At 71.1% G+C, this 22,030-nt stretch carries 22 protein-coding genes; 9 read left to right on the top strand and 13 right to left on the bottom strand.

Going from position 1 to position 22,030, the window contains the following annotated elements:
• Window positions 1–54 precede the first annotated feature (54 nt).
• Both IEY56_RS22245 and IEY56_RS22250 read right to left on the bottom strand, forming a co-directional pair.
• Window positions 55–834, bottom strand: coding sequence for an ABC transporter permease (locus tag IEY56_RS22245; protein WP_189039154.1), 780 nt, complete (start codon window positions 832–834; stop codon window positions 55–57).
• Between the two features lie 2 nt (window positions 835–836).
• On the bottom strand, window positions 837–1,664 hold the full coding sequence (locus IEY56_RS22250) for an ABC transporter permease (RefSeq protein WP_229712129.1): 828 nt from the start codon (window positions 1,662–1,664) through the stop codon (window positions 837–839).
• A 252-nt stretch (window positions 1,665–1,916) separates the two neighbouring features.
• On the opposite strand from IEY56_RS22250, the gene IEY56_RS22255 reads away from it, so the two are divergent.
• The 8 genes from IEY56_RS22255 to IEY56_RS22290 all read left to right on the top strand — a co-directional run bounded on the left by IEY56_RS22255 (window position 1,917) and on the right by IEY56_RS22290 (window position 7,625).
• Window positions 1,917–3,125 (top strand): ABC transporter ATP-binding protein, encoded by a 1,209-nt coding sequence (locus IEY56_RS22255; RefSeq protein ID WP_189039067.1) that lies wholly within the window; start codon window positions 1,917–1,919, stop codon window positions 3,123–3,125.
• Between the two features lie 281 nt (window positions 3,126–3,406).
• Window positions 3,407–4,009, top strand: a complete 603-nt coding sequence (locus IEY56_RS22260; protein ID WP_189039068.1) for a cupin domain-containing protein — start codon at window positions 3,407–3,409, stop codon at window positions 4,007–4,009.
• The gene (locus IEY56_RS22265) at window positions 4,006–4,488 is read left to right on the top strand and encodes a rhodanese-like domain-containing protein (protein WP_189039069.1); all 483 of its coding nucleotides are present in this window, start codon (window positions 4,006–4,008) and stop codon (window positions 4,486–4,488) included. Before IEY56_RS22260 ends, IEY56_RS22265 begins: the two co-directional genes overlap by 4 nt.
• Entirely contained in the window at window positions 4,485–5,423 is a 939-nt protein-coding gene (gene folP / locus IEY56_RS22270) for a dihydropteroate synthase (RefSeq protein WP_189039070.1), read from the top strand. The genes IEY56_RS22265 and folP overlap by 4 nt, the downstream gene beginning before the upstream one ends.
• Window positions 5,420–5,896, top strand: coding sequence for a nuclear transport factor 2 family protein (locus tag IEY56_RS22275; protein ID WP_189039071.1), 477 nt, complete (start codon window positions 5,420–5,422; stop codon window positions 5,894–5,896). Before folP ends, IEY56_RS22275 begins: the two co-directional genes overlap by 4 nt.
• 273 nt (window positions 5,897–6,169) lie before the next feature.
• Window positions 6,170–6,529 carry a dihydroneopterin aldolase gene (gene folB, locus IEY56_RS22280; RefSeq protein WP_189039072.1) on the top strand — a complete coding sequence of 120 codons (360 nt, stop codon included), beginning with the start codon at window positions 6,170–6,172 and terminating at the stop codon, window positions 6,527–6,529.
• Window positions 6,526–7,122: a 2-amino-4-hydroxy-6-hydroxymethyldihydropteridine diphosphokinase gene (gene folK, locus IEY56_RS22285; protein ID WP_189039073.1), complete on the top strand. Its 597-nt coding sequence runs from the start codon at window positions 6,526–6,528 to the stop codon at window positions 7,120–7,122. The genes folB and folK overlap by 4 nt, the downstream gene beginning before the upstream one ends.
• Before the next feature lie 14 nt (window positions 7,123–7,136).
• Window positions 7,137–7,625 carry a DUF3180 domain-containing protein gene (locus IEY56_RS22290; RefSeq protein WP_189039074.1) on the top strand — a complete coding sequence of 163 codons (489 nt, stop codon included), beginning with the start codon at window positions 7,137–7,139 and terminating at the stop codon, window positions 7,623–7,625.
• A gap of 113 nt (window positions 7,626–7,738) precedes the next feature.
• On the opposite strand, the gene folE is transcribed toward IEY56_RS22290, so the two are convergent.
• The 6 genes from folE to dacB form a co-directional block, all read right to left on the bottom strand.
• The gene (gene folE / locus IEY56_RS22295) at window positions 7,739–8,347 is read right to left on the bottom strand and encodes a GTP cyclohydrolase I FolE (protein ID WP_189039075.1); all 609 of its coding nucleotides are present in this window, start codon (window positions 8,345–8,347) and stop codon (window positions 7,739–7,741) included.
• 115 nt (window positions 8,348–8,462) lie between these two features.
• Entirely contained in the window at window positions 8,463–10,484 is a 2,022-nt protein-coding gene (gene ftsH, locus IEY56_RS22300; protein ID WP_189039076.1) for an ATP-dependent zinc metalloprotease FtsH, read from the bottom strand.
• A gap of 190 nt (window positions 10,485–10,674) precedes the next feature.
• Entirely contained in the window at window positions 10,675–11,214 is a 540-nt protein-coding gene (hpt, locus tag IEY56_RS22305) for a hypoxanthine phosphoribosyltransferase (RefSeq protein ID WP_045865917.1), read from the bottom strand.
• 83 nt (window positions 11,215–11,297) lie between these two features.
• Window positions 11,298–12,383: a tRNA lysidine(34) synthetase TilS gene (gene tilS, locus IEY56_RS22310; RefSeq protein ID WP_189039077.1), complete on the bottom strand. Its 1,086-nt coding sequence runs from the start codon at window positions 12,381–12,383 to the stop codon at window positions 11,298–11,300.
• A 219-nt stretch (window positions 12,384–12,602) separates the two neighbouring features.
• Window positions 12,603–13,736 (bottom strand): Rv3626c family coenzyme F420 biosynthesis-associated protein, encoded by a 1,134-nt coding sequence (locus IEY56_RS22315; protein WP_189039078.1) that lies wholly within the window; start codon window positions 13,734–13,736, stop codon window positions 12,603–12,605.
• Window positions 13,737–13,826: 90 nt separating this feature from the next.
• Window positions 13,827–15,407, bottom strand: coding sequence for a D-alanyl-D-alanine carboxypeptidase/D-alanyl-D-alanine endopeptidase (gene dacB, locus IEY56_RS22320; RefSeq protein WP_189039079.1), 1,581 nt, complete (start codon window positions 15,405–15,407; stop codon window positions 13,827–13,829).
• 85 nt (window positions 15,408–15,492) lie between these two features.
• Here dacB and IEY56_RS22325 point away from each other — a divergent pair, with 85 nt between their 5' ends.
• The gene (locus IEY56_RS22325; RefSeq protein ID WP_028432807.1) at window positions 15,493–15,984 is read left to right on the top strand and encodes an inorganic diphosphatase; all 492 of its coding nucleotides are present in this window, start codon (window positions 15,493–15,495) and stop codon (window positions 15,982–15,984) included.
• Window positions 15,985–16,138: 154 nt separating this feature from the next.
• On the opposite strand, the gene IEY56_RS22330 is transcribed toward IEY56_RS22325, so the two are convergent.
• The 5 genes from IEY56_RS22330 to IEY56_RS22350 all read right to left on the bottom strand — a co-directional run bounded on the left by IEY56_RS22330 (window position 16,139) and on the right by IEY56_RS22350 (window position 21,940).
• A complete protein-coding gene (locus IEY56_RS22330; protein WP_373292162.1) occupies window positions 16,139–17,785 on the bottom strand; it encodes a threonine/serine exporter family protein in 1,647 nt (548 codons plus the stop codon).
• A gap of 263 nt (window positions 17,786–18,048) precedes the next feature.
• Window positions 18,049–18,669 carry a helix-turn-helix transcriptional regulator gene (locus tag IEY56_RS22335; RefSeq protein WP_189039080.1) on the bottom strand — a complete coding sequence of 207 codons (621 nt, stop codon included), beginning with the start codon at window positions 18,667–18,669 and terminating at the stop codon, window positions 18,049–18,051.
• A 155-nt stretch (window positions 18,670–18,824) separates the two neighbouring features.
• On the bottom strand, window positions 18,825–19,409 hold the full coding sequence (locus IEY56_RS22340; RefSeq protein ID WP_189039157.1) for a DinB family protein: 585 nt from the start codon (window positions 19,407–19,409) through the stop codon (window positions 18,825–18,827).
• 133 nt (window positions 19,410–19,542) lie between these two features.
• The gene (locus IEY56_RS22345; RefSeq protein ID WP_189039081.1) at window positions 19,543–21,000 is read right to left on the bottom strand and encodes an aldehyde dehydrogenase family protein; all 1,458 of its coding nucleotides are present in this window, start codon (window positions 20,998–21,000) and stop codon (window positions 19,543–19,545) included.
• Between the two features lie 100 nt (window positions 21,001–21,100).
• Window positions 21,101–21,940 (bottom strand): Sco1979 family transcriptional regulator, encoded by an 840-nt coding sequence (locus IEY56_RS22350; protein WP_229712112.1) that lies wholly within the window; start codon window positions 21,938–21,940, stop codon window positions 21,101–21,103.
• Window positions 21,941–22,030: the final 90 nt, after the last annotated feature.

Below are 22,030 nucleotides of genomic sequence, written 5' to 3' on the forward strand. Positions count from 1 at the left end.
GTCGGATGCCGGGTCACGGGGTAACGGAGACCGGAACGCCCGGGCAGCGAGCCGTCAGGCCGTCGGCTGCGCGGGAATCACCTTTTCATCGAACTTGTCGGGCGTCGATCGGGAAGGGGAACCGGATCGCGGACCGTCCGTGGAAGGCTGCGGCTTCCCGCCCCCGCGGCGGCGTCCCCGCATCGGGTCGAGGAACCGCTCCGCCACCACCAGCACGCCCTCGACCAGCAGCGCCAGCGCCGCCACGAGCGCGGCGCCCGCCACGACCTGCGGGGTGTCGTACGTGCCGAAGCCCGCGGTGATGATCCGTCCGAGACCGCCGCCGCCGGGCAGCGCGGCCAGGGTGGCGGTCGCCACGACCTGTACGGCGGCCGAGCGCACCCCCGTCATGATCAGCGGGAACGCGAGCGGCACCTCCACACGGGCCAGGAGCTGCCGGCCGGACATGCCCATGCCGCGCGCCGCCTCCACGACGTCGCGGTCGGTCTCCCGCATGCCGACGTAGGTGTTCGTCAGCAGCGGCGGCAGCGCGAACAGCACCAGCGCGATGATGGTCGGCAGGTCGCCCTGCTTCCCGAGGGGGCTCAGTGTCAGCAGCACCAGAACGGCGAACGTGGGCACCGCACGCCCGGCGTTGGAGATGTTCACCGCCAGCGCGCCGCCGCGCCCCACGTGGCCGAGCCACAGCCCGGCCGGGAGCGCGATGAGGCAGGCGGCCCCCAGGCAGACGGCCGTCAGGTAGAGGTGCTCGCCGAGCCTGTGGACGACGCCGTCGCCGCCGGTCCAGTTGGAGCCGGTGGCCAGCCACGTCCACGCGTCCAGGAAGAAGCCCATCGTCACGCCTCCTTGCCGGCGGCGGCCGGAACGGTGTCCACAGGTCCGCCGGGCTCCGGCCCGCCGGCCCCGCCGTCCTCGCCCGGCCCGCGCCCGGCGTCCCGGCCGCGCCGCGGCTTCCGGGCCCCCGCGCGCACCCACGGCGTCAGCAGCCGCTGCACCCCCAGCAGCAGCACGTCCGCGAGTACGGCCAGCAGCACGCAGATCACGGACGCGGTCAGCACCTGCGCCTTGAAGAAGCTGTCCATGCCCTCGTAGATGAGGTTCCCGAGCCCGCCGAACCCGACGATCGCTCCGACCGTCGTCAGCGCCACCGCCGAGACCGTCGCGATGCGCAGGCCGGCCATCAACGCCGGGAGGGAGAGGGGGAGTTCCACTCCGAACAGCAGCCGGCCCGGCCCGTAGCCCATGCCGCGGGCGGCTTCCCTGGCGTCGTCGGGAACCGACTCCAGCCCGGCCAGGATGTTCCGTACGAGGACGGTGAGCGAGTACAGCACCAGCCCCGTCACCACCACCGACGCGCCCACTCCGAACAGCGGCAGCAGCAGGGCGTACATGGCGAGCGAGGGAACGGTGTAGAGGATCGTGGTCAGCCCCAGCACGGGGCCGTACGCGCGCTGCCAGCGGCGGGCCGCGAGCGCCAGGGGGAAGGCGACGAGCAGCGCGAGCACCACGGAGACGACGGTGATCCACACGTGCTGCGCCGTGGCGTCGGCCAGTTCCTGGCCGCGGGAGGTCACGTACTCGGGGCAGATCCACTCGTTCGCGGAAAGGCAGTCACCACCGGCCTTCCCGGCCGCCCCGGCCAAGGCCGCGTCAGCGCCGTACAACCCGTCCACCCCGCTCACCCCGCTCGCCGTGCACTCGTCCCGCCCTCGCTCGGGCGCCGCCCCTCACGCGGCGCTCGTGCGCGCCCGTAAGCATGACGGGAGACCTTACAGTCCGCTACCGGTGAGCGCCCCGAACTGCCACACTCCTGCAACACAGCCTTCATACGGGCCACGGCACAATCCCCCCGGGGCCCCCGGAACGGGCGAGCGGCACCGGCCCCCGTCCTGCCGACGAGCGACGAGATTGAGACCATGATCCGCTTCGAGAACGTCACAAAGCGCTATCCGGACGGCACCACGGCCGTGCACGACCTGTCACTCGAGGTCGCGGAGGGCGAACTGGTCACGCTCGTCGGGCCGTCCGGCTGCGGCAAGACGACCACCATGAAGATGGTCAACCGCCTCATCGAGCCGTCGTCCGGGCGGATCCTCCTCGACGGCGAGGACATCTCCGCCGTCGACCCCGTCGAACTGCGGCGCCGCATCGGTTACGTCATCCAGCAGGTCGGCCTCTTCCCGCACAAGACCGTCCTCGAGAACACCGCGACGGTCCCCTACCTGCTGGGCTGGTCGAAGGCCGAACGCCGCGAACGGGCGGCCGAGCTGCTGCAACTCGTCGGTCTCGACCCCGCCCGCTACGGCGACCGGTACCCGGACCAGCTCAGCGGCGGGCAGCGGCAGAGGGTCGGGGTGGCCCGCGCTCTCGCCGCCGACCCGCCGGTGCTGCTGATGGACGAGCCGTTCGGCGCGGTCGACCCCGTCGTGCGGGAGCACCTGCAGACCGAGTTCCTGAAGCTGCAGTCGACGCTCCACAAGACCGTCCTCTTCGTCACCCACGACATCGAGGAGGCCGTGCGCCTCGGCGACCGCATCGCCGTCTACGGCGACGGCCGCATCGAGCAGTTCGACCCCCCGGCGAAGGTGCTCGGCGCCCCCGCCACTCCGTACGTGGCGGACTTCGTCGGGGCCGACCGCGGGCTCAAGCGGCTCTCCGTCACCCCGATCGAGCGCGGCGACCTGGAGGCCCCGCCGGTCGTGCACCTCGACGACCCGCTCGACAAGGCCCGTGCCCGTATGCGCGCCGACGGCGCACGCTGGGCCGTGGTCCTCGACGATGCGGACGAACTGCACGGCTGGCTCTCCGCGGAGGCGGCGGGAGCCACTGGTGGGGACGGGGCGGAGGGCGCCACGGCGCAGGACGAGACCGCGGCTCCCGTGACCGTCGCCGACCACGCCCGCCGCATGGAGGCCTGGCTCCCCCTCGGCGCGCCCCTGAAGCAGGCGTTCAGCAGCATGCTCCAGCACGACGCGGGCTGGATCGCGGTGCTCGACGAAGCGGACCGCTTCGTCGGCGTCCTGACCCCCAGCCGCTTGCACGAGGCGCTGCGCCGTTCGATCGACGCGGACGAACGGGACGTGAGCAGGGGCGAAGTCGAGCTGGAGACGGTGGCGGACGCCTGAGCACCCGGCCCGGCCGCCGCCCCCGTCATGCCCTGTAGGGGCCGCGGCACGGGCCGGCCGGGTCGGTCGGCCTGGTCACAGAGCCGGGCCGCCGGTTGACCGCGGGTGGCCGCCGTGCTTCACTCCAGCGCATGAACGGCACCGAGCTGCATCCCTGGCGGAGGGTCCACCTGGACCTGCTCCGCTACGTGGGCTGCCTGTGTCGTCCGTCCTGCTGATCGCTTCCTGCCATCGCGCGCCCGCCGGGCGCCGCACACCGATCACCCGCCAGGACGGTTCCCGTGTCATCTGCGTCTCCCGCACCCGCGTCCCCTCTGCCCGCCTCCGGTCCGCAGCCCGCGCCCGGAGCCGCCGGACCGGACCGCGGCCCCACGACGACGGCACCCGCCGCGGCGCCCAGCGAAGCCGAACTCCTCGACTTCGTACGGGCCACCGCCGCCGACGAGCAGCTCGTCGCCTCCCTCCCCCTCGACCCCGACGGCCGCACCTGGCTCCGCCTCAACGGCCCCGGCGGCAGCGAGGCATGGATCATCGGCTGGCCTCCCGGTACGGGCACCGGCTGGCACGACCACGGCGGCTCACGGGGTGCCTTCGCCACAGCCAGGGGGGAACTGACGGAGGACTCTCTCGCCGCCCGCATCCCCACGGAGGGCTGGAAGACGCTGGAGCTCGCCGACGGCGTGGACCGCGAACGCCGGCTGTCCGCGGGCAGCGGCCGCGCATTCGGCCCGCACCACGTGCATCAGGTGCTCAACGAGTCGGACGGGACGCACGCCGTCTCCGTGCACGCCTACTACCCGCCGCTGCCGCTGATGCGCCGTTACAGCCGCACGGGAGCACTGCTGCGCCTGGAGCAGGTCGAGCGCCCGGGGGAGTGGGAATGACGCGTCCGGAGCCCGCCGGCCACGGGCAGCCCGCCGGTCCCGCCGTGGAGCAGCCGCCCAGCCGCATCGACGCCTTGCTGGAGTCGGCCCGCTCCACCCTCGACGGGCGACTCACCCCGCAGGAGGCGGCAGACGCCCAACGGGAGGGCGCCCTGCTGGTGGACATCCGCTACGCCGCTCTGAGGGACCGCGACGGCACCGTCCCCGGCGCCCTGGTCGTCGAACGCAACGAGCTGGAGTGGCGGCTCGACCCCACGTGCCCGCACCGCTCACCCGAGGCGACGGGCTCCGAGCTGCGGATCGTCGTACTGTGCAACGAGGGCTACGCGTCCAGCCTGGCCGCCCGGTCGCTCCGCGAACTGGGTCTGCACCGGGCGACGGACCTCGACGGCGGCTTCCAGGCGTGGCGTGCGGCCGGACTGCCCCTTCTGCCGCCGGTCCGCCCCGCGAAGGACGATCCGCCTACGCTGGAGACATGAACCCCTCGCGTGGCCACGTAACCGGACTTCCCGAGTGGAACCGCTGTGCGGTGATGGGGGTGGTCAACGTCACCCCCGACTCCTTCTCCGACGGCGGCAAGTGGTTCGACAGCGAGATCGCCGTCAAGCGCGGCCTCGACCTCGTCGCCGAGGGCGCCGACCTGGTCGACGTCGGCGGCGAGTCCACCCGGCCCGGGGCGCCCCGCGTGGACGAGAGCGAGGAGCTGCGCCGGGTGCTGCCCGTCGTCCGCGGCCTGGTCTCGGAGGACGTCCTCGTGAGCGTCGACACCATGCGCGCGTCCGTCGCGGAGGCCGCCGTCGAGGCGGGTGCCGTGATGGTCAACGACGTCAGCGGCGGCCTCGCAGACCCGCGGATGGTGCCGCTGGTCGCGGAGGCGCGGGTGCCGTTCGTGGTCATGCACTGGCGCGGCCAGTCCATCGACATGAACAACCGGGCCGTCTACGACGACGTGACGTCCGAGGTCGTCGGTGAGCTGCGGACGAGCCTCCGGCAGGCCGTCGACGGCGGCATCGCGCCGGAGCGCATCATCGCCGACCCCGGCCTGGGTTTCGCCAAGCAGGCCCAGCACGACCTGCGCCTCGTCGCCGAACTGGCCCGGCTGCGCGCCGAGTTGGGGCACCCCCTGCTGGTGGCCGCCTCGCGCAAACGGTTCCTGGGACACGTGCTGGCGGGCCCGGACGACACGGCTGTCCCACCCGCTCGCGAACGCGACGCGGCGACAGCCGCGGTCTCGGCCCTCGCCGCCCGCGAGGGCGCCTGGGCGGTACGGGTCCACGAGGTACGGGCCAGCGCCGACGCGGTCCGCGTCGCCCGCGCCGTCGAGGAAGCCGCGGACGGCGGCACCGCAGCGCCGGGGCGAGCCGGCCCCGGTCAGGCGGCCGGCACCGGCGCACGCGCGGGGCGGGCCCGGTGAGCCACGGGGCGAGCACCGACATCGAGGCGGTCGAGGCCGCCAACACCGCCCTGTACGACGCGGTGGAGCACGCCGACCTCGACGCCCTGACCAACCTGTGGATGGACGACGGAGTCAGCGTCGTCCACCCGGGCTGGCCCACCCTCACCGGCCGTGAAGAGGTGCTGCGCTCCTACGCGCTCATCATGGCCAACACCGACTACGTGCAGTTCTTCCTCACCGATGTGGACGTGTCGGTCCACGGCGACACCGCGCTCGTCAGCTGCACGGAGAACATCCTCAGCGGCGGTCCCGCCGAGGAGGACGGCTCCGCGGGCCCGCTGGTCGGCGGCCTCGTGGTGGCCACCAACGTCTTCCGCCGCACGGACGACGGACGGTGGAAGGTCTGGTCGCATCACGGCTCCCCCGTCCTCGTCGAGCGCGAGGACGAGGACGACGAGGACGGGCTCGACGACGGGGACGTCCACCTCTGACCCGCTGCCGGGGACGGAGCCGGGTCCGGGTCCCGGGCGCTTCCGGCCGTCCGCACTGCGTTCGCGTCACCCCGGATGTGGGCAGTGCCACTCATTCGCGTCACCAGGGCGGAATCAGCGCGTGACACGCGACGCTGTCGGGTAGGCACCCGCCCCGGGTCGGCGCAGTCGTGGCTCGCGGGTACATTCGAGGCGGAAATCAGCAGGATGTTCGAGCCGTGACGGCGCCAGACGCGTCAGGGCACGGCCAGGACGCAGACGGGAGGGATTCGCGTGGACCGGGTCTCGCTGCGCGGCCTTCGGGTCCGCGGGCATCACGGAGTCCTCGAAAGGGAACGGGAGGAGGGTCAGATCTTCGTCGTGGACGTCGAGCTGAGCCTGGACACCCGGCCGGCCGCCGAAGCCGACGACCTGACCAGAACCGTGCATTACGGCGTACTCGCCGAGGAGATCGTCTCCGTCGTCGAGGGAGACCCCGTCGACCTGATCGAGACGCTCGCCCAGCGGATCGCCGACGTCTGCCTCGCACACGAACCGGTGCAGGAAGCCGAGGTGATCGTGCACAAGCCGGACGCACCGATCACCGTGCCCTTCGACGACGTGACCATCACTATCAAGCGGAGCCGCGCATGACGCCGAACAGTGACCCGACCGTACAGCCGGTGCCGGCCTCCGTCGTGCACCAGGTCGACGCGGCAGACACCACTCTCCAGAACCCGCAGCAGGCGGTCATCGCGCTCGGCAGCAACGTCGGCAACCGCCTGGAGCGCCTGCAGAGCGCCGTCGACGCGCTCGCCGACACCCCGGGGCTCGCCGTCAAGGCGGTCTCCCCCGTCTACGAGACGGAGCCGTGGGGCGTGGAACCCGGCAGCCAGTCGTCGTACTTCAACGCCGTGGTCCTCGTACGCACGACCCTCCCGCCCGGCTCGCTGCTGGAACGCGGTCACGCCATCGAAGAGGCGCTGGAGCGCGTACGCGACGAGCGCTGGGGACCGCGGACGATCGACGTCGACATCGTCGCCTACCAGGGCGTCGTCTCGGACGACCCCAGGCTGACCCTGCCCCACCCCCGCGTGCACGAGCGTGCCTTCGTCCTCGTGCCGTGGCACGACGTCGACCCGGGTGCCGAGGTACCGGGCCGCGGCGCTGTCGCCGAACTCCTGGCCGGGCTGGGGAACGAGGGCGTCGCACCGCGCACGGACCTGGAACTCAGCCTGCCCGAGTAGTCGTTGGGAACCCCGTGAAGGAACTGCGTATCCCTGTCCTGGCGGGCGTCTTCGTCGTCGCCGGGGTACTGGCCTGGGCGGCGTCGCGCCTGTGGAACTCGCTGGGCACCCTGCCCGGCGTCCCCTCCGCCTCGCCGATCGTTCTCGCCGTCATCGCGACGGTGCTGCTGGCCACCGCCCTGTCGCTGCGCTCCAGGCTCAAGGCCCAGCGGGAGAGGGTGCCGGGCGCCAAGGGCGTCGACCCGATGATGGCCGCGAGGGCCGTGCTCTTCGGCCACGCCAGCGCGCTCGTCGCGGCACTGGTCGCCGGCATCTACGGCGGGGTGGGGGTCTTCCTCCTGATGGACAGCTCGGAGGCCCCCGCGCGCCAGGACCAGACGGTGTACGCCGGTCTGGCCGTTCTGGCGGGCGTCGCCGTCGTCGCTGCCGCGGTCTTCCTGGAGCGGGTCTGCCGCCTCCCCGACGACGATGACGACAACCCCCCGGCCGCCACAGCCGCCTGACGCCGGCGCCTGAGCGGAACCCGCAGGCCCACGACGGGGCCGGTGCCTCTTCCCGGCAGCCGGAGTTCCGGCAGCCGGAGCGCGGCGCCCCCCGTCCGGCCCGCGGCCGGGGGTCAGCGCAGGATCAGGCTCATCGCCTCGGAGCGGGTCGCCGCGTCCCGCAGCTGCCCGCGTACGGCCGAAGTGACGGTCTTCGCACCGGGCTTGCGTATGCCGCGCATCGACATGCACATGTGCTCGCACTCCAGCACGACGATCACGCCGCGCGGTTCGAGTATCCGCATCAGCGACTCCGCTATCTGCGTGGTCAGCCGCTCCTGCACCTGCGGACGGCGCGCGTAGACGTCCACGAGCCGGGCCAGCTTCGACAGCCCCGTTATCTTGCCGTCGACGGACGGGATGTAGCCGACGTGGGCGACACCGTGGAACGGCACGAGATGGTGTTCGCACGTGCTGAACACCTCGATGTCCTTCACCAGGACCATCTCGTCGTGCCCCAGGTCGAACGTCGTCGTCAGCACGTCCTCCGGACGCTGGTGAAGACCGGCGAAGAGCTCCCTGTAGGCGCGCGCCACCCGGGCGGGCGTCTCCCTCAGCCCCTCACGCTCCGGGTCCTCCCCGACCGCCAGCAGGAGCTCGCGCACGGCGTCCTGTGCCCTCTTCTCGTCGAAGACACCTGCCGCGCTCTGGTCCTCTTCACCGAGCATCACCGGGTCGGTCATCTGTCGCCTCGCTCCTGGTACTGGTACAGCAATGAGCCGCGCCCCTCAGGTCGGACAACCCGGGGGGCGCGGCTGACATTCCACGGCCCGATGTGGGCCGTCACACACAGACCGGTCAGTTCTCCGTGGGGTCCACCGGCTCGACGATGGCGTCCGAGTCACGAGGCCCGATCTCCTTGCCGCCCTTCTCGAGGCTCGGCGTCGCACCGTTCGCGAGCGCCGGCGACGAGACCGGAGGCCGCGTGGACGGCGTCCGCCTCGACGAACCGGTCCACGCGGGACGGCTCGGGCGCTTCACCACGGGGGCGAAGACCTCGGCGATCTCCTCCTTGCCGAGCGTCTCCTTCTCCAGCAGCGCGAGCACGAGGTTGTCGAGGACGTCGCGGTTCTCCACCAGGATTTCCCAGGCTTCGTTGTGCGCCGTCTCGATCAGGCTCTTGACCTCCTCGTCCACCAGCCCGGCGACCTCCTCGGAGTAGTCACGCTGGTGGCCCATCTCCTTGCCCAGGAAGGGCTCGGACTGGTCGGAGCCGAACTTGATCGCGCCGAGCCGCTCGGTCATGCCGTACTGCGTGACCATGGCGCGGGCCGTCGCGGTCGCCTTCTCGATGTCGTTCGCCGCACCCGTCGTCGGGTCGTGGAAGACGAGCTCCTCGGCCGCACGCCCGCCCAGCATGTAGGCGAGCTGATCGAGCATCTCGTTCCGCGTCGTCGAGTACTTGTCCTCGTCCGGCAGCACCATCGTGTAACCGAGGGCACGGCCTCTGGAGAGGATCGTGATCTTGTGGACCGGATCGGAGTTGGGCGAGGCCGCCGCCACCAGGGCGTGTCCGCCCTCGTGGTACGCGGTGATCTTCTTCTCCTTGTCGCTCATGATCCGGGTCCGCTTCTGCGGCCCGGCCACGACGCGGTCGATCGCCTCGTCCAGGAACTTGTTGTCGATCAGCTTGCTGTCGCTGCGCGCGGTGAGCAGCGCGGCCTCGTTCAGCACGTTGCTGAGGTCGGCGCCCGTGAATCCGGGCGTACGGCGGGCGACGGCACCCAGGTCCACGTCGGGAGCCATGGGCTTGCCCTTCTGGTGGACCTTGAGGATCTCGTGCCTGCCCTGCATGTCCGGACGGTCGACCGCGATCTGCCTGTCGAACCGGCCCGGGCGCAGCAGCGCCGGGTCGAGGATGTCCGGCCGGTTGGTGGCCGCGATGAGGATGACGCCGCCCTTGACGTCGAACCCGTCCATCTCGACGAGCAGCTGGTTCAACGTCTGCTCGCGCTCGTCGTGACCGCCGCCCATGCCGGCGCCGCGGTGGCGGCCGACGGCGTCGATCTCGTCGACGAACACGATCGCCGGGGCGTTGGCCTTGGCCTGCTCGAAGAGGTCACGCACCCGGGAGGCGCCCACACCGACGAACATCTCGACGAAGTCGGAACCGGAGATCGAGTAGAACGGGACCCCCGCCTCACCCGCGACCGCGCGGGCGAGCAGCGTCTTGCCGGTGCCGGGCGGGCCGTAGAGCAGCACGCCCTTCGGGATCTTGGCTCCCACCGCCTGGAACTTGGCGGGCTCCTGCAGGAACTCCTTGATCTCCTGGAGCTCCTCGCACGCCTCGTCCGCCCCCGCGACGTCGGTGAACGTCGTCTTGGGGGTGTCCTTGGTGATCAGCTTGGCCTTCGACTTGCCGAAGTTCATCACCCGGGAGCCGCCGCCCTGCATCTGATTCATCAGGAACAGGAAGACGACGATGATGAGCACGAACGGCAGGAACGAGAGCAGCATCCCGACGAACGGGTTCTGCTGCTGCGGCGCCACCGTGTAGCCCTTGGGGATTTCCCTCTGCTCGTACTTGCTCTGGAGTTTCTTGGCGAGGTCGACACCTTGGTTGTCGATGTAGCTCGCCTTGATCTTGTCGCTGTCCTCGACCTTGGCGCCGTCCTTGAGCTCGAGCTTCACGATCTGCTCATCGCCGGTCGTGAGCTCGGCGGACTTCACCTTGTCCTGGTCGATCGCCTGGACTACCTGTCCCGTGTCCACCGTCTTGAAGCCGCCGGACGAACCGACGACCTGCATCAACACGACCACGGCGAGGACGGCCAGCACGATCCACATGACCGGCCCGCGGAAGTATCGCTTCACGTCCATCCATACGGAGCGCGTGCGCCCCGTCCCTCCTGCCACAGTGAGTTGAAAACGCTGACCTTCGGACGGTACCTCAGCATTGTCTCAGGGTGCCGCCGAGGACGGCCAAACAAGAACCGTCCTGGCTCCTCCAACGGAGCGCGGCCCGGCATGGTTCCCGTCGGGTCCGCAGGTCGCGCCCTTCCTTGCGTGCTCAGCCGCCGTAGACGTGCGGCGCGAGAGTGCCGACGAACGGAAGGTTCCGGTACTTCTCCGCGTAGTCGAGGCCGTAGCCCACGACGAACTCGTTGGGGATGTCGAAGCCGGCCCACTTCACGTCGATGTCCACCTTCGCCGCGTCGGGCTTCCGCAGCAGCGTACAGACGTTCAGAGAGGCGGGCTCGCGCGAGCCGAGGTTGGACAGCAGCCACGAGAGCGTCAGCCCGGAGTCGATGATGTCCTCGACGATCAGGACGTGCTTGCCCTTGATGTCGGTGTCGAGGTCTTTCAGGATGCGCACCACGCCGGAGGACTGCGTGCCGGCTCCGTACGAGGAGACCGCCATCCAGTCCATGGTGGCCGGGGTCGATACGGCGCGGGCCAGGTCCGCCATGACCATCACGGCGCCCTTGAGGACCCCGACGAGGAGGAGTTCCCTGCCCGCGTACTCCGCGTCGATCTCAGCGGCCAGCTCGGTGAGCTTCGCGTCGATCTGTTCCTTGGTGATGAGGACCGACTTCAGGTCGGTGCCCATGTCTTTCTCGTCCACCCGTGCCGCTCTCGGTCGAGGTCTCGGCCCACCCTGCCGCCGGCCGGCGGCCGCCCCCGGAGGGACGGTCAGCCGGTCGGTGCCGGCGGGGTCGGTGAGCCATGCCGAAGGACCAGTCTGCCACCCTGCCTTCCGGCTTCGACACGCCCTGGCAGATTGATGGGGCGCTGGCCCCGCCAGGCCGTGATCAACCGGTCGACTTCCTCGAGGTGGCGGGCGAAGAGCGAACCGGCCGGCGCACCGGCCGCGATGGCTGCGCGGCGCAGTACGCGGCGGCGGACGGCGGAGGGCAGCGCGTAGAGCCGGGCCGTGTCCAGCTCCACGCCGTCCCAGCCGTCGGTGCCGGGCACGTCCGTGCGTACGGTGCGCTCGGCCTGCAGAGCCCAGCTGTCCAGGGCGTCCGCATCGTCGCGGGAGAGGCGGGCGGTACGGGCGAGCGCCTCGACCACGCCCTTGCCGAGAGCCTTCTCCAGCATGGGCAGCGCTTCGTGGCGCACGCGGGAACGGGTGTAGGCGGGGTCGTCGTTGTGGGGGTCGTCCCAGACCGGGAGCGACTGCGCGAGGCAGGCCCTGCGGGTGGTCTGGCGGTCGATGGTGAGGAAGGGGCGGCGGTACCGGTCGTTGGGGCCCGTGACCTCGGCCATGCCGGAGAGCGAGCGCGTCCCGGAACCGCGGGCGAGCCCGAGGAGAACGGTCTCGGCCTGGTCGTCCCGGGTGTGCCCGAGCAGCACGGCTGCGGCACCGCAACGGTCGGCGGCCTCGTCGAGGGCGGCGTAACGCGCGTCGCGTGCGGCGGCTTCGGGACCGGTGTTCGTACGTCCGATGGTGACGGCGATGGATTCGACGGGCTCGAGTCGGAGAGCGGTGAGTCGTTCGGTGACCTCCCGCGCGCGGTCCGCCGAGCCGGCCTGCAGGCCGTGGTCGACGGTGACGCCGCCGGCGCGGAGGCCGAGGCGCGGGGCTTCGAAGGCGAGGGCGGAGGCGAGGGCCATCGAGTCGGCGCCGCCGGAGCAGGCGACGAGCACGAGCGGAGGCCCGGGGGGATTCGTTGTGTCGCCGGCCTTTTCGCGGAGAGCAGCTTGTTCGCTGAGTACGTCGTGAAGTGCGCGGCGAACCGCCAGGCGTATTGCAGCAACCGCGGGATGGGGACCCATGTCCGATTCACTTCCTCGAAGAGGTCTTGTCACGCTGAGTGTGTCGATGGTGACAGAGATGGAGGGGTTCCCAGAGCATCGCACGCGGTCCCGTCGTTTCCGGTCCCTCGGACGAGTGATTGGCGAAGCTTCCGGACGTCGCCGGGCCGCTCCCCGAGTAAGCGGCCGTTCCCTCGAACGGGGCCGTCCGCCCCCGGCGGCCCCGCGGCATCCCCGGTCTCAGGAGCGCATGCGCGCGATCCAGTCGGCGGGCCTGCCGATCTCCGCCTTCGTCGGAAGGGTGTTGGGCGAGGTCCACACCCGGTTGAAGCCGTCCATGCCCAGGTCCTCGACGACGGCTCGTACGAAGCGCTCCCCCTCGCGGTACTGCCGCAGCTTCGCGTCGAGGCCGAGGAGCTTGCGCAGGGCCTGGTCCAGGCGGCCCGCACCGCTGGCACGGCGCTTCTGGAACTTCTCCCGGATCTCGGCGACGCTCGGCACGACCTCGGGGCCGACGCCGTCCATGACGTAGTCCGCATGCCCCTCCAGCAGGGACATCACCGCGGTGAGACGACCGAGGATCTCGCGCTGCGCGGGCGTCTGCACCAGTTCGACGATGCTGCCGCGGTCCGTGCCGGAGCCGTTCTCCTCGTCCGTCTCCGGCGTACGGCCCCCGGCCAGCGACTGCACGGCCTCGCGCACGCGCTCCAGCAGCGCGGGCAGGTCCATGTCGGCCTCGCCGAGGAACGCCTGGATCTCGCCCTGGATGTGGTCGCGGAGCCAGGGCACCGCGGCGAACTGGGTGCGGTGCGTCTCCTCGTGGAGGCACACCCAGAGCCGGAAGTCGTGCGGGTCGACCTCCAGTTCGCGCTCCACGTGCACGATGTTGGGCGCGACGAGCAGCAGCCGGCCGCCCCCGTCGGGCCCGCCGGGCAGGTCACGCGTGACGGGGGCGAACGTCTCGTACTGGCCGAGCACCCTGGACGCGAGGAACGACAGCAGCATGCCGACCTCGACGCCCGTCACCTTGCCGCCGACCGCGCCGAGCACCGCGCCGCCGGGGCCGCTGCTCCGCCGCTCCTGCATCTTGGCCAGCAGCGGCGACAGGAGCTCCCTGAAGCCGGCGACGTTGGCGCGGACCCAGCCGGGCCGGTCGACGACGAGCACGGGGGTGTCCGACTCCCCGGCGCCCTCCGGCTGCATGCGGGTGAAGCCCCGGACGTGCTCCTCCGAAGCCTTCGCGTGGCGACGCAGCTCGCTCACCACGGCCCGTGCGTCCTCGCGGGTCACTTCGGGTCCCGGCCTCACGAGCCGCGTCGCCGTCGTGACCGCGAGATTCCAGTCGACCATCTCCACACCACCGAGGCTCGTCATGACTTCACGGTACGTTGCGCCGCCGTCGCGCGGGAGGCTGCGCCGGAGCGGCGGCTCCACCGCAGGGGACGCTCAGACCCGGGGCACGGTTCAGCCCGCGGAGGGCGATTCCCGGCAGCCGCAGTTGGCGAGGGCCGACGCGAGCTCGTCCAGGGTCTTCTGGGCGGCCTTGCCGTCCTTGGTCCCGGAGGCCATGAAGGCGAAGAGCAGCTGCCTGCCGTCGGCGTCGACGACGCTGCCGGCCAGCGCGTTCACGCCGGTCAGGGTTCCCGTCTTCGCCCGTACCAGTCCCGCGCCCGCCTTGCCCGAGTCGCCGGAGTACCTGTCGCCGAGCGTGCCGGTGAAGCGCGCCACCGGCAGGCCCGTGAGGACGGGGCGCAGATCGGCGTGACGGGAGTCCGCCGCGCGGGCGAGCAGGCCGGTGAGGAGGGCCGGCGACACCTTGCCGGAGCGTGAGAGTCCGCTGCCGTCGGCGAAGCGGGCTCCGTCGAGGGGGAGGCCGAGCCTGTCCAGACGGGCGCGCACGGCCTTCCCCGCGCTCTTGAAGCCGGCGGACCTGCCCGAGGCGAGCGCCGTCTGGCGGGCGAGCGCCTCGGCGATGTCGTTGTCGCTGTAGGTGAGCATGCGCTCGACCAGCGCCGACAGGGGCGCGGAGCGGTGCACCGCCAGCTCCTCCGCGTCGCGGGGGGCCTTCTCCTCCTTCGGGTCGCCGTCGACGTCGGCGCCCTGCTCCTCCAGCTCGTCGGCGAAGGCCTCCGCCGCGTCGGCCGCGGGATCGGACGAGCGGGGGGCGGGGCCGTGCAGGGGACGGTCGGACGTTCCCTCGAGACGGCCTTCGTCCACCATGAGCGGCGTCACGGGGGCGAGGTTGTCGTTCGTGCCGATGGAGTGCTCGACCGGTCCGCTGTAGCGGGAGGTGTCGTACTTCAGCGAGACCTTGCCGGCGTCCTTTCCGCCCAGTTCGCGGGCCGTCGCGCGGGCCAGCTCCTTCAGGGCTGCGGCGCTGAGCGTCGGGTCGCCGCCGCCGACCAGCACCACCTCGTCCGGGTCGTCGCCGCGCACCGACCGCGTCTCGATGCGGTGGTCGGCGCCGCGTGCCGAGAGGGCCGCGGCCGCGGTGGCCAGCTTGACGGTCGAGGCGGGCGTGAGCGTGGTGCGCGGCTTGACGGAGTAGAGGCGCTTGCCGGTGGCGGCGTCGACGACGGACAGGGCGTGGCGCTTGCCCAGGCCGCCGTCCTCAACCAGCGGTTCGAGCGCGTCGGCGAGGGCTTCGGAGCTGGGGGGCGGCGCTCCGCCGCCCGAGCCGGCCCCGGCGCCTCCGGCCGCTTCCGGGTTCAGGGCCGCGAGCACCTTCGGGGCGTGGGCCGAGCCCCCGCCGCCTGGGCCTTCACCGGTGTGGTTCCCGCCACTTCGGCCTTCCCGGGCGGCGGCCCGGGAGCGCTCCGCCGTACGCTGACCCGAGTCCCACGGTCCGGTCACGGCCACCGCCGTGACCGCGACCGCGAGTCCGAGTGCGGCGGACCCCGCCGCCACTCGCGCGGTCTGCCGCTTCTGCGGCGTCGCGGTCCGCCAGTGCTGCCGGGTCCGCCGTCCGTACCGCCGGGCACGGGCCCGGGTCTCCCGGTACGCCCGGATCGCGGTGTCACGCACCTTCGCGGCGGTGTCACGCACCTCGATCAGCCCCTTTCGCGACGGTGTACGTGCGTGGGGGACACTTAATCACCAGATACATGTGCTGATCATTGAGGAGCCTCCCTTGGAGTTCGACGTCGTCATCGAGATCCCGAAGGGTTCGCGGAACAAGTACGAGGTGGATCACGAGACCGGGCGCATCCGGCTGGACCGCCACCTCTTCACCTCGACCGTGTACCCCGCCGACTACGGCTTCGTCGACCACACCCTCGGCGAGGACGGGGACCCCCTCGACGCGCTCGTGCTGCTGGACGAGCCGACCTTTCCCGGATGCATCATCAAGTCCCGCGCCATCGGCATGTTCCGGATGACGGACGAGGCCGGCGGTGACGACAAGCTGCTGTGCGTCCCGGCGTCCGATCCCCGTATGGAGCACCTGCGGGACATCCACCACGTGAGCGAGTTCGACAGGCTGGAGATCCAGCACTTCTTCGAGGTCTACAAGGACCTGGAGCCCGGCAAGTCCGTCGAGGGCGCGAACTGGGTCGGGCGCGCGGAAGCGGAAGCCGAGGTCGAAGCGTCGATCAAGCGCCTTGAGGCTCACGGCGACCACTGAAGCATCGATACGTTCGCCCGGCGACAGGGCGGAAGCGAAAGGGTGCGTCCCGCAGGGCGGGGCGCACCTTCGTCGTTTCCACGGGGCTCGACGGGTGCGAAGCGGAACCTTGAGGACGGTGCTCTGGGCCCGGCGCGGGGCCGTAACGCGAGGCTCAGAAACCGCGCGTCCGCTTGGCCGCGCGGCGGCCCGGCAGGGGCGTCTCCACGCCGGGGCTCTTGATGAACAGCCGGGCCAGTTCGCCCCCCAGGTTCACCCCGATCGCGATGGCCAGCGCGAGCGCCGCGGCGCGGGAGAGGTTCAGGAACCCCTCGTCCATGTGGCCCTGCGCGATGTTGAGCAGCCCGAAGTACGTCGCGCTTCCGGGCAGCAGCGGGCCGATGGCCGCCGTGATGTACGGCAGCGACGAGGCGAACTGGTAGCGGGACATCAACTGCCCGAAGAGACCGACCAGTCCGGCCGCCACGACCGTCGCCGGGACGGCGTTCACGTCGGCCATGCGCTGCGCCCCGTAGATCAGCCAGGCGACGCCGCCGTTGAGGGTGGCGAGCAGCACGGTGTGACGTTCCTGCTGGAGGAGCACGCAGAACGACAGCGCCAGCAGCATCGCCGACAGGAGCTGCGTCACGGGCAGGACTCTTCCGTGCGCGCTCTCCGGGGTGAGCTGCGCGCCCAGCTCGGAGCCGACGTAGAGGACGACGAGCACCCCGCACACGATGCCCACGATGAGGTAGACGACCTCCAGCAGGCGTGCCGCCGCGGTGATGTAGAAGCCGGTCAGGCCGTCGTGCACGGCGGCGACGAGGGCACGTCCGGGAATCAGCGCGAAGAGTCCGCCGGTGATGACGGCGGCGGCCTTCAGCTTGGTCTCGTTCTGGTCGTCTATGAGCGCGACCGCGACGCCCATCGCGGCGGGCGGCATCGCCGCGGCCGTGAACTGGTAGAACTCCGGCAGCCCGCGCCCCGCGCACAGCCATGCGAGCCGGTCGCCGAGCATCGCGCCGAGCGCCGCGAGCACGAAGACGAGCCCGTCGCCGCCGACCAGCAGGGAGGCGGCGCCCGAGAGGGAACCGCTCGCGACCGTCAGCGCCCCCTTGGAGAAGGGGTGCCTGTTGCGGCGCATGGCAGCGAGGCGCCGGTAGGCCTCCTCGAGGGTGACCTCGCCCTTGGTGATGTCGTCGACGAGCCGGAAGACGGCCGCCAGCCGGGTGTAGTCGGTGCCGCGGCGGCGGACGGTACGGCCGACCGTCACCGGGTCGTCGACCAGCGACGGCTGATGGGTGATCGAGATGAGGGTGAAGGTGACGGTGGGCTCACAGCGGTCGAGCCCGTAGGCATGTGCAACCCCGAACATCGCGGCCTCGACGTCCTCGGCGCCCTCGCCCCCCGCGAGCAGCAGCTCGCCGATGCGGAGTGTGAGGTCGAGCACGCGCGGGACGGCGGGGCCCGACTCGGCGTCCTCGGGGCGTCTGGCCCGCTCCGGGGCGGGGCGTTCGGCCAGCGGCATCCGGATCATGGTGCGCATCCGGTCCTGCCACGGGGTGCCGGGCTTGATCAGGGAGACCTTGGGGATGCCCTCCGGCGGGGTGAAGGCGCTGCCCAGCTCGGTGGGCGGAGAGGTCAACAGCCCTTCCGGTACGGCGAATTCAGAGGTGGTGTGCTCCTCTTCCGGAACCGGCGGAAGGGGCACTCCCATCGGCGGCGTGAACGCGCTGTGCGCGTCCTCGGCCAGGACCCTGGTCTCCTCCGTGCTCTCCCCGTCCTCCGCCGACCGGCCGTTCCGCTTCGGCTCCCCGACCACTTCGCTCCTGCTCCTCACGCGCTTTCCGGTATGTCACCCGATGGTCCGAAGCATAGGGTCGCTTCCCGATCGAGGCCCCGGTCAGGGTGCCCGGCCCGGAGCACCGGCACACACACCGGGGGCCCGCAGTGGCGGCGCCTCCTCACGGCCGTCGGTTCACCGGGGTGGCGGTCGCGGACGGACGAGGCGCCGCAAGCCGTGCCGGACGTGAACTGCCACCTGTACGGCGGGGGTTGGTGCGCCGGACGGCCCGGCCGGCGCGGCTACTTCTCCGCGTAGGGGTTCGGGGCGCCCGGCGGGAGGACGTTGCGGGCGCGCTCGCCCTCGCCCGCCATGACGTACGCCCCGTTCTCCAGGCGCTCCACGAGGCCGCGCGCCCACCGGGCACCGCTGTCGGCGTTGTGCACCCAGAGCTTCATGATCTCGCCGATGTGCCCCCACTCCTCCGGGGTGCTCTCGTCGGGCGACCAGTGCTGGGCGACCTCCCGGCGCCATTCCTCCAGCGCCCTGATCCGCTGCCGGAGGAGGTCGATCGCTTCCTCGCGCGGCAGGTCGACGAGGAATCCGACCCCGGAGGTGAGCATGTCCTGCTTCTCGTCGACGGCGGTCAGCGCGTGCCGCAGGAGCCTCATGAACTCCGCCTCGCCGTCGTCCGTCAGCTCGTACTCCGTGCGCGGCGGCCCCCCTGCCGTGCTCGGCGCCGTCTCATGCGCCAGCAGCATGTTCTGCTTGGCGAGCTGCTTGAGCGCGTGGTAGATCGATCCCGGCTTCGCGTTGGACCACTCGTGGGCGCCCCAGAACTCCAGGTCGTTGCGGACCATGTAGCCGTGGGCCCGCCCGTGTTGACGCACCGCGCCCAGCACCAGCAGCCGGATCGCCGACATCGCCCCTCGCCTCCGCCGTCCGCTCGTCGCCCGCAGCAGTCTGCGCCGCCGCAAGCCTAGACGGGCGGGTGTGGAGGCCGTACGGCGGTCGGGCCGGGGCGCCGTCGGGACGCCCCGGCCCCCGGGAAACGCGGCGGCCGGTCACCGACCGGCGGTCACTTGAGGTGCTCCTGTTCGAACGCCGCCCAGTCCGGTTCCGGCATCGCGCCCGTCTCGAAGACGAGGTCGAAGGCCCCCTTGCCGTCGACGGTCTCCCGGATGACGTCCGCGTGGCCCGCGTGGCGTGCCGTCTCCTCGATGAGGTGCAGCAGCGCCCACCGCCAGGAGCGCTTCCCGCCCTCGTCCCACGGGACCTTGGGGGAGTCGAAGGTCTCGTCGAGTGACTTCCGGGCCCGTACGGCTTCCTCCGTCTCCTTCGCCACCTGGGCGTACAGGGCGAGCAGCGCCTCGACGGTCTCGCCCTCGCCGGGCTTGAAGCTGTCCTCCCACTCCCCCATCGCCGCTGCGTGGTCGTACTCCTCACCGTCCGCCTGGAGCGTGCGCAGCCAGCCGCGCTCGCCGACGGCGACGTGCTTGAGGATCCCGGCCAGCGACAGCTCGCTGGCCGAAGGGGTGCTGCGGGCCTGCTCCTCGGTCAGGCCGTGCAGGGCACGGCGGACGCCGCCCCGCTGGGCGTCCAGGTACGCCAGGAGTGCTCCGCGCTCGTCGCCGGGTGTCTCGGGCTTCACCACTACGGGCATGGTCATCGCCTTCCGCCAGGAGCCGCCGGTCCGGCGTCTCTCGATGACCTCACGCTATGAAGCCCTGCGGACAGGGAGTGTCCTCAAAGCGGGCGACGGGGCCGGAGAGCGCGAAGGCCGACGGCCATGGGGCTCAGAAGGGGAAACCGGTGCGGCTGTGCTGGATGGAGATCCACTTGGTGGTGGTGAACGCGTCGACCGCCTGCTCGCCGTTGAGCCTGCCGAGCCCCGAGTTCTTCTCGCCGCCGAACGGCACTATCGGCTCGTCGGCCACGGTGGTGTCGTTGATGTGCACCATGCCCGTGTCGATCCGGTGCGCGAGGCGCAGGCCGCGCTCGACGTCTCCCGTGTGCACGGCGCCGCCGAGGCCGTACGGGGTGTCGTTCGCGATCCGGACGGCCTCGTCCTCGCCGTCGACCGCGATCACCAGGGCGACGGGGCCGAGGATCTCCTCGCGCAGGGCCGGCGAGCTGTCCGGCAGGTCCGTGAGGATCGTCGGCGCGATGACGTTGCCGTTCCTGGCGCCGCGGAGGAGAGCCGTCGCGCCTTCCGAGAGGCTGCGCTCGATGAGGTTCGCCACCTTCTCCGCCTGCACGGCGTTGATGAGCGGGCCGATGTGCGTCTTCGGGTCGGACGGGTCCCCGACGGTGAGGGTGCGCGCCTTCGCCACGAACTTCTCGGCGAAGGCGTCGAGGATGCTGCGGTCGACGATGATGCGGTTCGCCGCCATGCACGACTGGCCCTGGTGCACGAAGCGGCTGAAGACGGCGGCGTCGACCGCGTAGTCGAGGTCCGCGTCGTCCAGGACGATGAGGGCGCTGTTGCCGCCCAGCTCCAGGACGGTCCGCTTGAAGTGCGAGGCCGCGACAGTCGCGACCTGCCGGCCGACGGGCTCCGAGCCGGTGAAGGCGATGACCTTCGGCACCGGGTGCGAGATGAAGGCGTCGCCGATCTCGGCGGTGTCGGTGATCACGACGTTCAGCAGGCCCGGAGGCAGCCCTGCCTCCTCCAGCACCTTGGCGACGAGCGAACCGCCGCAGACGGGAGAGTGCTGGTGCGGCTTGAGGACGACGCCGTTACCGAGCGCGAGCGCGGGCGTAATCGTCTTCATCGCCAGGAGGAACGGGAAGTGGAACGGGGAGACGACGCCGACGACGCCCACCGGGACGCGGTAGACGCGGTTCTCCTTGCCGTCTATCGGCGAGGGGAGGATGCGGCCCTCCGCGCGCAGCGCGAGGTGGACCGACTCCCGGAGGAACTCCTTGGTCTGGTGGATCTCGATCGCCGTCTTGACCTGCGTGCCGCCGACTTCGGCGATCAGCGCCTCGGTGATCTCCTGCTCGTTGTCCTCGATGATGCGGATCGCACGCTCGAAGACCTGACGCCGTGCGTACGGGCTGGTCTCGGCCCACGCGCGCTGATGACGTTCCGCTGCCCGGTAAGCCGTGTCGATCTCCTCGGCCGTGGCCACCGTGATCGACGTGAGCTTGTCGTCGTTGAAGGGGTCGAAGTCGATGATGTCCCAGGAGCCGCTTCCGGGGCGCCATTCGCCGTCTATGTACTGAAGCGCCAGGTCCGTGAAGTAGGACATGTCATTCCTTCGTCGGGCAGAAACAAGCCGAGCAATGCCACTGCTCCGGGCCGCGGCACAGCACAACCTCGTACTGATAGCCAGTCATCGTACTTGCAACTCAGCCGATTTGGCGGATTCGATTCAGATGATCCCGCGTCCGTGCAGGTGAGAGGCTGTCCTTCACGAGTCTGGCCAACACCTGGTCATAGTGGGCGACTTCATCTTTCTTGTCCAGGTAGAGCGCACTGGTCAACTGCTCGAGATAAACGACGTCGTTGAGATCCGACTCCGGAAAGCGCAGCAGTGTGAACGCGCCGCTCTCGGCGGGATGACCGCCGAGTTCGAACGGGACGACCTGCACGGTCACGTTGGGCGCTTCGGAGACCTCGGCGAGATGCCTGAGCTGGGCGTCCATGATGGCGTGACTGCCGAATGGGCGGCGCAGCGCCGCCTCGTCCAGAATGCACAGGAATTGCGGGGCGTTCTCTCCGATGAGGAGTTTCTGACGCTCGATCCGGAGGGCGACGCGGCGCTCGATCTCCTCCCGGGCGATGTGCTCCCGGTGACCCGCCGTGACGACCGCGTGCGCGTACTCCTCCGTCTGCAACAGGCCGTGGACGAACTGCACTTCGTAGGTGTTGATGTGCGAGGCAGAACCTTCGAGGCCGACGTACGTCTGGAACCAACCCGGCAGCACGTCGCTGTAGTTGTGCCACCACCCGGCTATGCTCGAATCCCTCGCCAGCCCGAGCAGCGGCTCGCGCTCGGCCTCGTCGAGCACCCCGTAGAGCGTGAGCAGGTCGGCCACGTCACGGGCTTTGAAGCTCACTCGACCCAGTTCCATTCGGCTGATCTTCGATTCGGAGGCACGGATCGAGTAGCCGGCGGCTTCACGCGTCACGCCGCGGGACTCGCGGAGACGGCGCAACTGGGAACCGAGCAGGATACGTCGCACCATCGACCCGCTCGAGCCACTTGCCCCGATTGCGCCGCCACTCGCACCCATTGCCGGTTGTGTCTCCATTTCGAGAAACCCTTCACCCCTGCC

Source organism: Streptomyces daqingensis (assembly GCF_014645895.1).
In the GTDB taxonomy this organism is placed as follows: domain Bacteria; phylum Actinomycetota; class Actinomycetes; order Streptomycetales; family Streptomycetaceae; genus Streptomyces; species Streptomyces daqingensis.

Coding starts and splice junctions, on each gene's coding strand:
- IEY56_RS22245 (WP_189039154.1), bottom strand. CDS start 834: ATGGGCTTCTTCCTGGACGCGTGGACGTGGCTGGCCACCGGCTCCAAC.
- IEY56_RS22255 (WP_189039067.1), top strand. CDS start 1,917: ATGATCCGCTTCGAGAACGTCACAAAGCGCTATCCGGACGGCACCACG.
- IEY56_RS22265 (WP_189039069.1), top strand. CDS start 4,006: ATGACGCGTCCGGAGCCCGCCGGCCACGGGCAGCCCGCCGGTCCCGCC.
- folP (WP_189039070.1), top strand. CDS start 4,485: ATGAACCCCTCGCGTGGCCACGTAACCGGACTTCCCGAGTGGAACCGC.
- folK (WP_189039073.1), top strand. CDS start 6,526: ATGACGCCGAACAGTGACCCGACCGTACAGCCGGTGCCGGCCTCCGTC.
- folE (WP_189039075.1), bottom strand. CDS start 8,347: ATGACCGACCCGGTGATGCTCGGTGAAGAGGACCAGAGCGCGGCAGGT.
- ftsH (WP_189039076.1), bottom strand. CDS start 10,484: ATGGACGTGAAGCGATACTTCCGCGGGCCGGTCATGTGGATCGTGCTG.
- hpt (WP_045865917.1), bottom strand. CDS start 11,214: ATGGGCACCGACCTGAAGTCGGTCCTCATCACCAAGGAACAGATCGAC.
- tilS (WP_189039077.1), bottom strand. CDS start 12,383: ATGGGTCCCCATCCCGCGGTTGCTGCAATACGCCTGGCGGTTCGCCGC.
- IEY56_RS22315 (WP_189039078.1), bottom strand. CDS start 13,736: ATGACGAGCCTCGGTGGTGTGGAGATGGTCGACTGGAATCTCGCGGTC.
- IEY56_RS22335 (WP_189039080.1), bottom strand. CDS start 18,669: ATGTCGGCGATCCGGCTGCTGGTGCTGGGCGCGGTGCGTCAACACGGG.
- IEY56_RS22340 (WP_189039157.1), bottom strand. CDS start 19,409: ATGCCCGTAGTGGTGAAGCCCGAGACACCCGGCGACGAGCGCGGAGCA.
- IEY56_RS22345 (WP_189039081.1), bottom strand. CDS start 21,000: ATGTCCTACTTCACGGACCTGGCGCTTCAGTACATAGACGGCGAATGG.
- IEY56_RS22350 (WP_229712112.1), bottom strand. CDS start 21,940: ATGGTGCGACGTATCCTGCTCGGTTCCCAGTTGCGCCGTCTCCGCGAG.